The sequence below is a fragment of the Streptomyces sp. sk2.1 genome, from assembly GCF_008120935.1.
GTDB lineage: Bacteria > Actinomycetota > Actinomycetes > Streptomycetales > Streptomycetaceae > Streptomyces.
This window is the reverse complement of the sequence record NZ_RDBO01000071.1, coordinates 169728-182460: the sequence shown is the minus strand read 5'-3', so window position 1 is coordinate 182460 and position 12733 is coordinate 169728. Positions and strand designations below refer to the sequence as shown.

Annotated in this window: 9 protein-coding genes and 1 pseudogene; 8 read left to right on the top strand and 2 right to left on the bottom strand. The window is 70.0% G+C overall.

Going from position 1 to position 12733, the window contains the following annotated elements:
• The 7 genes and pseudogenes from EAO76_RS25595 to EAO76_RS25555 all read left to right on the top strand — a co-directional run.
• Positions 1 to 188, top strand: a pseudogene (locus EAO76_RS25595) (S-methyl-5-thioribose-1-phosphate isomerase); the annotation flags it as partial.
• Positions 189 to 192: 4 nt separating this feature from the next.
• Positions 193 to 882 carry a two-component system response regulator MtrA gene (gene mtrA / locus EAO76_RS25590; protein WP_187438793.1) on the top strand — a complete coding sequence of 230 codons (690 nt, stop codon included), beginning with the start codon at positions 193 to 195 and terminating at the stop codon, positions 880 to 882.
• Between the two features lies 1 nt (position 883).
• The gene (gene mtrB, locus EAO76_RS25585; RefSeq protein WP_187438792.1) at positions 884 to 2890 is read left to right on the top strand and encodes an MtrAB system histidine kinase MtrB; all 2007 of its coding nucleotides are present in this window, start codon (positions 884 to 886) and stop codon (positions 2888 to 2890) included.
• Between the two features lie 99 nt (positions 2891 to 2989).
• The gene (locus EAO76_RS25580) at positions 2990 to 4759 is read left to right on the top strand and encodes an LpqB family beta-propeller domain-containing protein (RefSeq protein ID WP_262375750.1); all 1770 of its coding nucleotides are present in this window, start codon (positions 2990 to 2992) and stop codon (positions 4757 to 4759) included.
• A 541-nt stretch (positions 4760 to 5300) separates the two neighbouring features.
• Positions 5301 to 5600 carry a hypothetical protein gene (locus EAO76_RS47360; RefSeq protein ID WP_187438791.1) on the top strand — a complete coding sequence of 100 codons (300 nt, stop codon included), beginning with the start codon at positions 5301 to 5303 and terminating at the stop codon, positions 5598 to 5600.
• Positions 5601 to 5921: 321 nt separating this feature from the next.
• Complete coding sequence (gene hpf / locus EAO76_RS25560) at positions 5922 to 6611, top strand: ribosome hibernation-promoting factor, HPF/YfiA family (protein WP_148838267.1); 690 nt, start codon at positions 5922 to 5924, stop codon at positions 6609 to 6611.
• A gap of 185 nt (positions 6612 to 6796) precedes the next feature.
• Positions 6797 to 7549 (top strand): response regulator transcription factor, encoded by a 753-nt coding sequence (locus EAO76_RS25555; RefSeq protein WP_148838266.1) that lies wholly within the window; start codon positions 6797 to 6799, stop codon positions 7547 to 7549.
• A 155-nt stretch (positions 7550 to 7704) separates the two neighbouring features.
• On the opposite strand, the gene EAO76_RS25550 is transcribed toward EAO76_RS25555, so the two are convergent.
• The gene (locus tag EAO76_RS25550; RefSeq protein WP_148838265.1) at positions 7705 to 8880 is read right to left on the bottom strand and encodes a winged helix-turn-helix domain-containing protein; all 1176 of its coding nucleotides are present in this window, start codon (positions 8878 to 8880) and stop codon (positions 7705 to 7707) included.
• 78 nt (positions 8881 to 8958) lie between these two features.
• Entirely contained in the window at positions 8959 to 9531 is a 573-nt protein-coding gene (locus EAO76_RS25545) for a GNAT family N-acetyltransferase (RefSeq protein ID WP_148838264.1), read from the bottom strand.
• 240 nt (positions 9532 to 9771) lie between these two features.
• On the opposite strand from EAO76_RS25545, the gene secA reads away from it, so the two are divergent.
• The gene (gene secA, locus EAO76_RS25540) at positions 9772 to 12588 is read left to right on the top strand and encodes a preprotein translocase subunit SecA (protein ID WP_148838263.1); all 2817 of its coding nucleotides are present in this window, start codon (positions 9772 to 9774) and stop codon (positions 12586 to 12588) included.
• Positions 12589 to 12733 lie beyond the last annotated feature (145 nt).

Below are 12733 nucleotides of genomic sequence, written 5' to 3'. Positions count from 1 at the left end.
GGGTGGACGGGGGCGTCGGCGGGGTGCCCGTGGCGCCGGTGGGAACCCCTGCGTACAACCCCGCGTTCGACGTCACACCGCCGGAACTGGTCACGGCGATCGTCACGGAGGAGGGTGTCGTTTCCCCGGTGACGGGGGCCGGACTGGCGGAGCTGTGTGCCAGATCATCGCAGGTAACGATTAGCTAATGGGATGATGTCGATTATGAAGGGACGCGTCCTTGTCGTCGACGACGACACCGCACTGGCCGAGATGCTCGGGATTGTGCTGCGTGGTGAAGGGTTCGAGCCGTCGTTCGTAGCGGACGGCGACAAGGCACTTGCCGCATTTCGTGAGGCCAAACCGGACCTGGTCCTGCTGGATCTCATGCTGCCCGGTAGGGACGGCATCGAGGTCTGCAGACTGATCAGGGCCGAGTCGGGTGTGCCGATCGTCATGCTCACGGCCAAGAGCGACACGGTCGACGTGGTGGTGGGCCTGGAGTCCGGGGCCGACGACTACATCGTCAAGCCGTTCAAGCCCAAGGAACTGGTCGCCCGGATCAGGGCGCGCCTGCGCAGGTCCGAGGAGCCGGCACCCGAACAGCTCGCCATCGGCGACCTGGTCATCGACGTGGCGGGGCACTCGGTGAAGCGGGAGGGGCAGTCGATCGCCCTCACCCCGCTGGAGTTCGACCTGCTGGTCGCGCTCGCGCGCAAGCCGTGGCAGGTCTTCACCCGCGAGGTGCTGCTGGAGCAGGTGTGGGGATACCGCCACGCCGCCGACACCCGGCTGGTGAACGTGCACGTCCAGCGGCTGCGCTCCAAGGTCGAGAAGGACCCGGAGCGGCCGGAGATCGTGGTGACCGTCCGAGGGGTCGGCTATAAGGCCGGACCGAGCTGACATGACCCTGGGTAACGCTGCTCCGCAGCCCGGGGAGCCGGGAGCCCGTGCGGAGCGGGTTGCCGGCCCAGGAAACAAGGCGTCCCAGGTCGGGCGCCTTCTGCAGGGCGGCCGGTTGTTCCACGACCGGGCGCCCGGCGGCCCCGTGCCGCGTCTGCTGATGCGCTGGGTGCGCCGTCCGCTGCTGCCCGTCGTGCGGCTGTGGCGGCGCAACATCCAGCTGCGGGTCGTCGCGGGCACGCTGCTCATGTCACTGGGCGTGGTGCTGCTCCTCGGCCTGGTCGTGATCGGGCAGGTGCGCAACGGCCTGCTCGAGGCCAAGGGCAAGGCCGCCCAGACCCAGGCCGCCGGCGGTTTCGCCGCCGCCCAGGAGAAGGCGAACGCCCCGCTCGCTCCCGGTGGGCAGGGCGGCGGCACGGCGGACGGCGGCACGGCCAACAACTCCTGGCGGACCGAGCTCGTCGACCAGCTCGCCAGCGGCGGGAAGAACGCCTTCCACGTGGTCGCGCTCAGCGCCGACGAGGACACCCGGGCGCCGCGCGGATCGGGGAGCGTGAACGCGGCGAGCATCCCGCAGAAGCTGCGGGACTCCGTGAACAAGGGCCAGGGGGCGTTCCAGACGTACTCCCTGATCGAGTACGAGTCCGGCGGGCAGGAACCGCAGCCCGGCCTCGTCGTGGGCAAGCGGCTCTACGACATCGACCACAACCCGTACCAGCTCTACTACCTCTTCCCGCTGACGCAGGAGGAGAAGTCGTTGACGCTGGTCAGGACCACGCTGGCGACGGCGGGACTGTTCGTGGTCGTGCTGCTCGGGGCCATCGCCTGGTTCGTGGTGCGGCAGGTCGTCACGCCCGTGCGGATGGCGGCGGGCATCGCCGAGCGGCTGTCGGCCGGCCGGCTCCAGGAACGGATGAAGGTCACCGGTGAGGACGACATCGCCCGGCTCGGCGAGGCCTTCAACAAGATGGCGCAGAACCTCCAGCTGAAGATCCAGCAGCTGGAGGAGCTCTCCCGGATGCAGCGGCGCTTCGTCTCCGACGTCTCCCACGAGCTGCGGACACCGCTGACGACGGTACGGATGGCCGCCGATGTCATCCACGAGGCCCGCAGCGACTTCGACCCCGTGACGGCGCGCTCCGCGGAACTGCTCGGGGACCAGCTCGACCGGTTCGAGTCGCTGCTCTCCGACCTCCTGGAGATCAGCCGGTTCGACGCGGGCGCCGCGGCGCTGGAGGCCGAGCCTATAGACCTGCGCCAGGTGGTGCAGCGGGTGATCGGCGGGGCCGAGCCGCTGGCCGAGCGCAAGGGCACCCGGATCCGGGTGGTCGGCGACGAGCAGCCGGTGATAGCGGAGGCCGACGCGCGGCGGGTCGAGCGGGTGCTGCGCAACCTCGTGGTCAACGCCGTCGAGCACGGCGAGGGACGGGACGTCGTGGTGCGGATGGGGGCCGCCGGGGGAGCGGTCGCCGTGGCCGTCCGGGACTACGGGGTCGGGCTCAAGCCCGGCGAGGCGACCCGGGTGTTCAACCGGTTCTGGCGGGCCGACCCGGCCCGGGCCCGTACGACCGGCGGCACCGGCCTCGGGCTCTCCATCGCGGTGGAGGACGCCCGGCTGCACGGCGGCTGGTTGCAGGCGTGGGGCGAGCCCGGCGGCGGTTCGCAGTTCCGGCTGACGCTGCCGCGCACGGCGGACGAACCGCTGCGCGGCTCGCCGATACCGCTGGAGCCCGAGGACTCCCGGCGCAACCGGGAGAACACCGGGCGGAACGGGGCCGGGGCGGAGGACGGGCACCGGCTGACGGCCGTGCCGATCCAGCCCGGGAGCGGCGACCGGCCCGCCCTGTCCGTGCCGCCGCGGACCCCCGCGGCGCCGCGGACGGCACCTGCCTCGGTGCATCCGGCGGCCCTTCCCGGCAGTGGCGCACGAGTGGTCGCGCGTCCCGCCGAGGACCGGCCGGGCGGCGATTTGGACACGGTGGTGCAGGATCCGGAGCAAGGGGCATGAATCGTGGGCGCTGACCGTCGCAGGGACGGCCGTGGGCGTGTGCCGGGACTGCTCGTGCTGCTCGGCTGCGGCGCGGTGCTGCTGTCCGCGTGCAGCTCGATGCCCGTCACCGGGGACGTCAAGGCCGTCGATGCCTCGCAGCCGGGCGATTCCCAGGTGCAGGTGTACGCCGTCGCGCCGCGTGACAACGCCACCACCGACGAAGTGGTCGACGGTTTCCTGGAGTCGATGACCAGTGACGACTCGGAGTTCAGGACGACCCGCAAGTACCTGACGAAGAGGGCGGCCAAGAGCTGGAATCCGGGCGCGTTCACCACCGTGCTCACCAAGGCGCCGAATCGGAAGGACCGTCCCGTCCGCGACGGCGACCACAACATCACCGAGGTCACCTACACGCTGACCGGCACGAGGGTGGCGACGGTCGACGCCCAGAGCGTCTACCAGCCGCTCGCCCCCGCCGACTACAGCCAGACCCTGCACGTGGTGAAGGAGGACGGGCCGGAGGGCAAGGAGTGGCGGATCGACCGGGTGCCGGACGGGCTCCTGCTCGGGCAGTCGGACTTCAAGCGCCTCTTCCGGTCCGTCAACAAGTACTACTTCGCGGCGGAACGGAAGACGGTGCCGTCGACCCTGGTGGCCGACCCCGTCTACCTCCGCAGCCGGACGGATCCCGTCACGGGGATGGACACCGTGACCCAGTCCGTCCGCAGCCTCCTCGCGGGGCCGACCAACTGGCTGCGGCCCGTGGTCGAGTCCCGGTTCCCCCCGGGCACGGAGCTGAAGAAGGGCGTCACCTCCCTGGCGCCCGACGACCGCAACGTGCTGAAGGTGCCGCTGAACAAGAAGGCGGACGGCGTCGGGCAGCGGTCCTGCCGCATGATGGCCTCGCAGGTCCTCTACACCCTGCGGGACCTGACGTCGGCTCGGGTCGAACAGGTCGAGCTGCAGCGCTCGGACGGCTCCACGCTGTGCGCGCTCGGGACGGACCAGGCGGAGGAGTTCGCCCCCGACGGTTCGTCCAGCGGCCCGGACAGCCAGTATTTCGTGAACGACAAGGGGCACGTGGAACGGATCCCCGGCAGCACCAAGGGCAGCGGCACTCCGGAGGCCGTGGCCGGTCCGCTCGGCAACGGCCCGATGCCGATGGGCATGATCGGTGTGGCCAGGGACGAGCAGTCGGCGGCGGCGGTCTCGCGCGACGGATCGGCGCTCTACGTCACGTCGATCATCTCGGACGAAGAACTCCCCGCCCCCTCGGTGACCAGCAGGGCCCACGGCCTGAAGAACCGGCTGTCGGCGCCGAGCTGGGACGGCAGCGGCGACCTCTGGGTGGCCGACCGGGACCCCGACGACCCCCGGTTGCTGCTGCTGGACGGGGGCACCGGCAAGCCGCAGGAGGTCGCCGTGCCCGACCTGGCCGGCGGTCGGATCGAGGCGCTGCGGATGTCCGCGGACGGGGTGCGGATCGCCCTGCTCGTGACCCAGGACGGCCGCAACACCCTGAAGATCGGCCGGATCGAGCGGCGCGGGCCGGAGTCCGGGCAACAGGTGTCGGTGGTGCAGCTGCGCCAGGCCGCGCCCCAGCTGACGGACGTGACCGCGATGTCGTGGTCGGGCCGCAGCCGGCTCGTGGTGGTCGGCAAGGAGGAGGGCGGCGTGCAGCAGGTGCGCTACGTCCAGGCGGACGGTTCGACGTCCGCGTCGGGCGCCCTGCCCGGCGTGAACCAGGTCTCGTCGGTCGCGGCGGCGGACGACGAGCAGCTTCCGCTGATGGCGGCCACGTCGAGCGACGGGATCGTGAAGCTGTCGCCCGGCGACAACTGGCAGACGGTGGTCAAGAAGGGGTCCTCACTGGTCTACCCGGGCTGAGTTCCGCAAGCCTCGTCCGCGTTTTCCACAGGGGTGGCCGACTTCCCGCCCGGAGGGCACAGTGGAGTCATGCGCGGGTGGTGGCGGGAGATCTCCGGGCTGATCCTGCCGGTGTCCTGCGGCGGTTGCGGCGGACCGCGCGCGGAGCTGTGCGAGGAGTGCCGTGCGCAGCTCCTCGGCGGGACACCGCGCCGGGTGAGACCCGCTCCGGAGCCCGCGGGCCTGCCGGTGGTGCATGCAGCGGCGGCGTACGAGGGAGCGGTGCGGGCGGTGCTCCTGGCCCACAAGGAGCGTGGCGCGCTGGGGTTGGCCGGTGCGCTCGGCAAGGCGCTGGCGGGTGCCGTACGGGCGGGCAGTCGGCCACCCCTGTGGAAAACGCGGACGAGGCTTGCGGAACTCAGCCCGGGTAGACCAGTGAGGACCCCTTCTTGACCACCGTCTGCCAGTTGTCGCCGGGCGACAGCTTCACGATCCCCGCCGGATCGCGCTGGCCGCGGCGGGAGAGCTGAGACGCGGCGGCACCGGCGCACAGGTGGTCGCGGTGCTGCGCCAGCGGCGTCCGGTGGCGGACCAGGCGGGGCTGGGGGCCCGGCAGCGGCAGGTGAACCTGGCGGGGGCCCTGGAGGTCGTGGCCGGGGGCGAACGACTGCTCGGACCCGGAAGGGTGGTGCTGGTGGACGACCTTCTGACGACCGGGGCCTCGCTCGCCGAGGCGGCGCGGGCGATCGGCGCGGCGGGCGGTGCGGCCGACGGGCGCGCGGCAGCTGTTTCCGGCGCCGGGCAGGCGGCTGTTGTCGCAGTATCTCCCGTGGCCTTCGAAATAAACCGGAACTCTTGGTGAACTTGCATCGTTGCAGGTAGTGAGTGAGCAAAAAGCCCGGAACGGAGGTACGCGCGAGTAGCGGGTGCCGACAACCGGCGGAGCAGGCTATGTTCGGTTGTGAGGAATGGTGAATGCCGGACCTCGATGAATGCACCACCAGGTTTCGGGCAGGTAACTCACCAGTAGCCCATAGCTGGGAATTCGGTGGGGTGGAGTCCCCGCCGTCGGGGGAGGAGGAGGTGGAAGTCACCGAGTCCGCGGCTCCGGTCATCACCGGGGCCTGGTGCAAAAGGGAGATGCTCCGCCACTGAGCGGGGTTTTCCGGGAACGGAGTTCTGCGTGGACATCGTCGTCAAGGGCCGCAAGACCGAGGTGCCCGAGCGGTTCCGCAAGCACGTGGCCGAGAAGCTGAAGCTGGACAAGATCCAGAAGTTCGACGGCAAGGTGATCAGCCTCGACGTCGAGGTGTCCAAGGAGCCGAACCCCCGTCAGGCCGACCGTTCCGACCGGGTGGAGATCACGCTCCGCTCGCGCGGTCCGGTCATTCGGGCGGAAGCGGCCGCAGGCGACCCGTACGCAGCGCTGGACCTGGCCACCGGCAAGCTGGAGGCGCGGCTGCGCAAGCAGCACGACAAGCGCTACAGCCGCCGTGGCAACGGCCGCATTCCCGCTGCCGAGGTCGCCGAGAACGTGCCGGACGCGGCGTCGTTCAACGGCGAGGGCGACCTGATCGCCAGTGAGACGACCGAGTCCGTGCCCACCACCAGGTTCGGCTCGCTCGAGATCCAGGGCGAGGGTCCGCTGGTGATGCGCGAGAAGACGCACGTCGCCGCACCGATGTCGCTCGATCAGGCGCTCTACGAAATGGAGTTGGTCGGGCACGACTTCTATCTGTTCGTCGACTCCGAGACCAAGGAACCCAGTGTCGTCTACCGGCGGCACGCCTATGACTACGGTGTCATCCATCTGAGGACCGACCCGCTGGCCGCCGACGAAGCCGGTGGCGCAGGCGGCGCGCTCGGCGGCTGACGCCACGCTTTCGCGGTGCCCCTGGAACGTCTGTGCGCTCCCAGGGGCACCGGTGCGCGGTCACATGATCACCGCTCCGACGTCCGGGCATGGAATCATGGCGTCCCAGGCCAACCGGTGCGCTGCGCACTGCCGTTGGCGGACTGCTTGTGAACTTCAGGCCATGGCCTTCAGGGGGAGGAACGATGGCGGACGCCTTCGGGCCCGTGCGTGACGCGAATGACGCCGACGACATCGCGAGGGCCTGCGGCCCGGACGCGGACAACGGTTTCCGCAAGGAGCCGATCCGGGTCCTCGTGGTGGACGACCACGCGCTCTTCCGCAGAGGCCTGGAGATCGTCCTCGCCCAGGAGGAGGATATCCAGGTCGTCGGCGAGGCCGGAGACGGGTCGGAGGCGGTCGACAAGGCCGCCGACCTGCTGCCCGACATCGTCCTGATGGACGTGCGGATGCCCAAGCGCGGCGGCATCGAGGCCTGCACGGCGATCAAGGAGGTGGCCCCGAGCGCGAAGATCATCATGCTGACGATCAGCGACGAGGAGGCCGACCTCTACGACGCGATCAAGGCCGGCGCCACCGGCTATCTCCTCAAGGAGATCTCCACGGACGAGGTGGCCACGGCGATTCGCGCGGTCGCCGACGGACAGTCCCAGATCAGCCCCTCCATGGCGTCCAAACTGCTCACCGAGTTCAAGTCGATGATCCAGAAGACCGACGAACGCAGGCTGGTCCCCGCGCCCCGGCTCACCGACCGGGAACTCGAAGTCCTCAAACTCGTCGCCACGGGCATGAACAACCGCGATATCGCGAAGGAACTGTTCATTTCCGAGAACACCGTGAAGAACCACGTCCGCAACATTCTGGAGAAGCTCCAGCTGCACTCCAGGATGGAAGCCGTGGTCTATGCCATGAGGGAGAAGATCCTGGAGATCAGGTGACCCGCCCGCGGAGGGACGGGTCACGACGGCAGGACCGGGCGGAACGACGCCGGGCCGAGGGCCGGGCACCGGAAAGAAGCACTACCGGCAAGGGGTAGTACCGGAAAGAAGCAGTACCGGAAAGAGGTAAAGCACCGGCAAGGAGACGGTCGCGCTCACGCCAGGGCGCGGGCGATTTCCCGGGCGAGCGGTTCCCGCAGTTCCGGCGCGTCGACCCGCTCCAGCCGGACATCCGTGCAGCCGACCCAGGACGCGGCCTCCACCAGCGCCTCGGCCATCGGCGCCACGGCCTTCCCGCTCTCCAGGGACACCTGCCGGGCGACCAGCGTGCTGCCCTCACGCGCCGGGTCCACCCGGCCCTGCAACCTCCCGCCCGCCAGCAGCGGCATCGCGAAGTAGCCGTGGACCCGCTTGGGCTTGGGGACGTACGCCTCCAGACGGTGGGTGAAACCGAAGATCCGCTCGGTGCGCGCCCGCTCCCAGATCAGCGAGTCGAACGGCGACAACAGGGTCGTGCGGTGCCGGCCGCGCGGCTCCGAGGCCAGCGCCGCCGGGTCCGCCCAGGCGGGCTTCGCCCAGCCCCGCACCGTCACCGGCACCAGCCCGGAGTCCGCCACCACCGCGTCGAACTGCTCGCCCTTCAGCCGGTGGTAGTCCGCGATGTCCGCCCGGGTGCCCACCCCCAGGGACCGCCCCGCGAGCGTGACCAGCCGCCGCAGGCACTCCTTGTCGTCCAGGTCGTCGTGGAGCACGGCATCGGGCAGGGCCCGCTCGGCGAGGTCGTACACCCGCTTCCAGCCGCGCCGCTCGGTGCACACCACCTCGCCGTACATCAGGGCGCGCTCGACGGCGACCTTCGACCCCGACCAGTCCCACCACTCGCCGCCGTTCTTCGCGCCGCCCAGCTCCGTCGCCGTCAGCGGACCCTCGGCGCGCAACTGCTTGATCACCGTCTCGTACACGCCGTCCGGCAGGTCGTGGTGCCACTGCGGGCGCGAGCGGTAGGCGCGGCGGCGGAACGCGAAGTGCGGCCACTCCTCGACCGGCAGGATGCAGGCCGCGTGCGACCAGTACTCGAAGGCCCGGCCGCCCGACCAGTACGCCTCCTCGATCGTGCGCCGGCCGACCGCACCGAGGCGGGCGTACGGAATCAGCTCGTGCGACCGGGCGAGCACCGAGATCGTGTCGAGCTGCACGGCGCCGAGATGCCGCAGCACGCCCGGGATTCCGGCCCGGCGGTCCGGGGCGCCGAGGAAGCCCTGGGCGCGCAGGGCGATCCTGCGCGCCTGGTCGGCGGAGAGTTCGACGGCGGGAGGCGGCACAGAGGTCATGCCCCGCACCCTAGGGGCAGGCACTGACAGTCGGTCCCGGTTCCGGCGGAACCGGGACAGGCCGGCGGGGCCACTCGTTCAGGGGACGGGCAGATAGGGGTGGGTGCCCGGCAGGCCGAGGTCGGAGGGGAGCAGCGCCCCCACCCAGGCATCGCGCCGCACCCCCTTGTTGAACAGCCCCGAACGCTGCTCGCCCTCCATCCGGAACCCCGCCCGCAGGGCCACGGCGCGCGAGGCGGCGTTGCCGACCTCGGCCCGCCACTCCAGCCGGTCGCAGCCCAGTTCCGTGAACGCCCAGCGGGCGGCGGACAGCACCGCTTCCGTCGCGTAGCCGTGCCCCCGGTGCTCGACGGCGGACCAGAAGCCCACCTCGTACAGGCCCGGGAGGCCGCGGCGGGTGATGCCGAGCGCGCCCACCAGGGCACCGCCGGTGCGCAGGACCACCGCGAAGTTGTACATGGAGTCGTCGCGCCAGCCGTCGGGACACAGCTTCTTCGCGAAGAGCTCGGCGTCGGCGCGGCTGTAGGGGGAGGGCACGACCGTCCAGCGCCGGATGTCCGGATCCTGGCAGGCCGCGTGGATTCCGTCGACGTCCTCGCCGGTGAAGGGGCGCAGCGACAGGCGGTCGGTGGTGAGGGTGATCGGGTCCATGCACGGAATTCTGGTGAGGCGCCGGTCGCGGGGCGAACACTTTTCGTGACTTCCCGGCACCTTCGGAGCTCCCCGGCCGTTGACCCATGAGGGACGGTGGGGCCAACGCGGCGGCAGCCCTCCCGGCGCGGCCGGGTCCTCGCTTACGATGGCCGTTGCGGTGGGGCCCACCTGCCGTGCCCGCGCCAGAGTCCACACACGACCCAGTGCCAGGCCCGACCGGCAAGGAGACCAGCCTCAGTGTCCGTCTTCAACAAGCTCATGCGTGCAGGCGAAGGCAAGATCCTGCGCAAACTGCACCGCATCGCGGACCAGGTCAGCTCCATCGAAGAGGACTTCGTCAACCTCTCCGACGCCGAGCTGCGGGCGCTCACCGACGAGTACAAGGAACGGTACGCGGACGGCGAGAGCCTGGACGACCTGCTCCCCGAAGCATTCGCGACCGTCCGTGAGGCCGCCAAGCGAGTCCTCGGACAGCGCCACTACGACGTCCAGATGATGGGCGGCGCAGCCCTGCACCTCGGCTACGTGGCCGAGATGAAGACCGGCGAGGGCAAGACCCTGGTCGGCACCCTGCCGGCGTATCTCAACGCGCTCTCCGGCAAGGGCGTGCACCTGATCACGGTCAACGACTACCTGGCCGAGCGCGACTCCGAACTGACGGGGCGGGTCCACAAGTTCCTGGGTCTGACCGTCGGCTGCATCATCGCCAACATGACGCCGGCCCAGCGCCGTGAGCAGTACGCCTGCGACATCACGTACGGCACGAACAACGAGTTCGGCTTCGACTACCTCCGCGACAACATGGCGTGGTCCGCGGACGAGCTCGTCCAGCGCGGCCACAACTTCGCCGTGGTCGACGAGGTCGACTCGATCCTCGTCGACGAGGCCCGTACGCCGCTGATCATCTCCGGCCCGGCCGACCAGGCCACCAAGTGGTACGGCGACTTCGCCAAGCTGGTCACCCGCCTCACCAAGGGCGAGGCGGGCAACCCGCTCAAGGGCATCGAGGAGACCGGCGACTACGAGGTCGACGAGAAGAAGCGGACCGTCGCCATCCACGAGCCCGGCGTCTCGAAGGTCGAGGACTGGCTCGGCATCGAGAACCTCTACGAGTCGGTGAACACCCCTCTCGTCGGGTACCTCAACAACGCCATCAAGGCCAAGGAACTCTTCAAGAAGGACAAGGACTACGTCGTCATCGACGGCGAAGTCATGATCGTCGACGAGCACACCGGCCGTATCCTCGCCGGCCGCCGCTACAACGAGGGCATGCACCAGGCGATCGAGGCGAAGGAAGGGGTGGACATCAAGGACGAGAACCAGACCCTCGCCACGATCACCCTGCAGAACTTCTTCCGCCTCTACGACAAGCTCTCCGGCATGACCGGTACGGCGATGACCGAGGCCGCCGAGTTCCACCAGATCTACAAGCTCGGCGTGGTGCCGATCCCGACCAACCGGCCGATGGTCCGCGCCGACCAGTCGGACCTGATCTACCGCACCGAGGTCGCGAAGTTCGCCGCGGTCGTCGACGACATCGTCGAGAAGCACGAGAAGGGCCAGCCGATCCTGGTCGGCACCACCTCGGTCGAGAAGTCCGAGTACCTCTCGCAGCAGCTCTCCAAGCGCGGTGTCCAGCACGAGGTGCTCAACGCCAAGCAGCACGACCGGGAGGCGACGATCGTCGCCCAGGCGGGTCGCAAGGGCGCGGTCACGGTCGCGACGAACATGGCCGGCCGAGGCACCGACATCAAGCTCGGCGGCAACCCCGACGACCTCGCCGAGGCGGAGCTGCGCCAGCGCGGTCTCGACCCCGTCGAGCACGTCGAGGAGTGGGCGGCCGCGCTGCCCGCCGCGCTGGAGAAGGCCGAGCAGGCCGTGAGGGCGGAGTTCGAAGAGGTCAAGGAGCTCGGCGGCCTCTACGTCCTGGGCACCGAGCGGCACGAGTCGCGGCGCATCGACAACCAGCTGCGCGGTCGTTCCGGCCGTCAGGGCGACCCGGGCGAGTCCCGCTTCTACCTGTCGCTCGGCGACGACCTGATGCGGCTGTTCAAGGCGCAGATGGTCGAGCGGGTCATGTCGATGGCCAACGTGCCGGACGACGTGCCGATCGAGAACAAGATGGTGACGCGGGCGATCGCGTCGGCCCAGTCGCAGGTCGAGCAGCAGAACTTCGAGACGCGCAAGAACGTCCTGAAGTACGACGAGGTGCTCAACCGGCAGCGCGAGGTCATCTACGGCGAGCGCCGTCGCGTCCTGGAGGGCGAGGACCTGCAGGACCAGGTCCGCCACTTCATGGACGACACGATCGACGACTACATCCGCCAGGAGACCACCGAGGGCTTCGCCGAGGAATGGGACCTGGACCGGCTGTGGGGCGCGTTCAAGCAGCTCTACCCGGTGAAGGTCACCGTCGAGGAGCTCGAGGACGCGGCCGGTGACCGGGCCGGGATCACGGCCGAGTTCATCGGCGAGTCGATCAAGGACGACATCCACGAGCAGTACGACGCGCGCGAGAAGCAGCTCGGCTCGGACATCATGCGTGAGCTGGAGCGGCGTGTGGTGCTGTCCGTCCTCGACCGCAAGTGGCGTGAGCACCTCTACGAGATGGACTACCTCCAGGAGGGCATCGGCCTGCGGGCCATGGCGCAGAAGGACCCGCTGGTCGAGTACCAGCGCGAGGGCTTCGACATGTTCAACGCCATGATGGAGGGCATCAAGGAGGAGTCCGTCGGCTACCTGTTCAACCTGGAGGTCCAGGTCGAGCAGCAGGTCGAGGAGGTTCCGGTGCAGGACGAGGCCGAGCGGACCTCGCTCGTCAAGGAGGACGCCGTACCGGCGGCGCGTCCGGAGATCCGGGCCAAGGGGCTCGACGCTCCGCAGCGCCCCGACCGGCTGCACTTCTCCGCCCCCACGGTGGACGGTGAGGGCGGCGTCGTCGAGGGTGACTTCTCCAACGGCGGCGGTACGACCGGGTCCGAGTCGGACGGGCTGACCCGGGCGGAGCGGCGCAAGGCGCAGAAGAACGGTGGGGGTCGGCGCCGCAAGAAGTAGTGATGTGAGGAAGGGCCGGGGCCGCCGGTTCCGCTGACGTTGTCGGCGGTGGCGGCGGTCGGTCCGGGGCCGGGGTCGGGCGCGTGATGGTGGCGTCCGGCCCCGGCCTGTTTTGGATTCGGGGCGGGGCCGGACGCCACCATCA

Bases quoted from the DNA above. Each gene is read 5' to 3' on its own strand.
- mtrA (WP_187438793.1), top strand. From the start codon at position 193: ATGATGTCGATTATGAAGGGACGCGTCCTTGTCGTCGACGACGACACC.
- mtrB (WP_187438792.1), top strand. From the start codon at position 884: ATGACCCTGGGTAACGCTGCTCCGCAGCCCGGGGAGCCGGGAGCCCGT.
- EAO76_RS25580 (WP_262375750.1), top strand. From the start codon at position 2,990: ATGCCCGTCACCGGGGACGTCAAGGCCGTCGATGCCTCGCAGCCGGGC.
- EAO76_RS25555 (WP_148838266.1), top strand. From the start codon at position 6,797: ATGGCGGACGCCTTCGGGCCCGTGCGTGACGCGAATGACGCCGACGAC.
- EAO76_RS25550 (WP_148838265.1), bottom strand. From the start codon at position 8,880: ATGACCTCTGTGCCGCCTCCCGCCGTCGAACTCTCCGCCGACCAGGCG.
- EAO76_RS25545 (WP_148838264.1), bottom strand. From the start codon at position 9,531: ATGGACCCGATCACCCTCACCACCGACCGCCTGTCGCTGCGCCCCTTC.